Annotated in this window: 1 protein-coding gene; it reads right to left on the bottom strand. The window is 43.6% G+C overall.

Annotated elements, in window-relative coordinates; translation table 11 throughout:
* Positions 1-6: 6 nt before the first annotated feature.
* On the bottom strand, positions 7-555 hold a 549-nt coding region (locus E6R62_RS40155), incomplete at its 5' end, for a hypothetical protein (protein ID WP_206309043.1).

The following is a 555-nucleotide window of genomic DNA, read 5'->3' as shown; positions in this document are numbered from 1 at the left end:
GAACGTTCATTCAGATGCCCCAATATCTGTCGATGCAAGGATGCATGCCCGAAATTCTCCAGGATTGTGATTCTTCAAAGTCGCAATGTTCCCGATTGTCTTACCTGGGAATGCCAAATCCAGCCATTTCCGAATTTGACTTCCTACGGAACCAACATCACATTCACTTAGATCGTCTGAAGAGTCTTCGTCTAAATATGACTCAATCATTTGGGATACCACATCTCCCATAATTGCTTGAAGTGTCGCTCTATCTCCGTTTGTAAACCGTTCGGATATTTCACTAAATTCCGTATTCACATATAAGCGAACAGTTCCAGAAAAATCTGAACGCATTGATCCGCGTTGCCAATGCAAATACCACGGCGAATATTGTTGGAGCTTTCCCTTAAACAGTTCATTGAAGTTTACGGCTTCAATCGGGAAGCGAGAATCTCCGCCATCCTCAATCAAGATGTCGAGGCGTTTCTGCCAGAGTCTTGCTCCTCGAACCTTCGGAGATAATTTGCTTTCAGCATTTAGAGGTGCCAAAAGCGAGATCTGCAATTCCAATAA

The organism is Streptomyces sp. A1136 (assembly GCF_004795055.1).
In the GTDB taxonomy this organism is placed as follows: Bacteria; Actinomycetota; Actinomycetes; order Streptomycetales; family Streptomycetaceae; genus Streptomyces.
The sequence above is the reverse complement of the archived record's forward strand: the minus strand, read 5'-3'. Positions and strand labels throughout refer to the sequence as shown.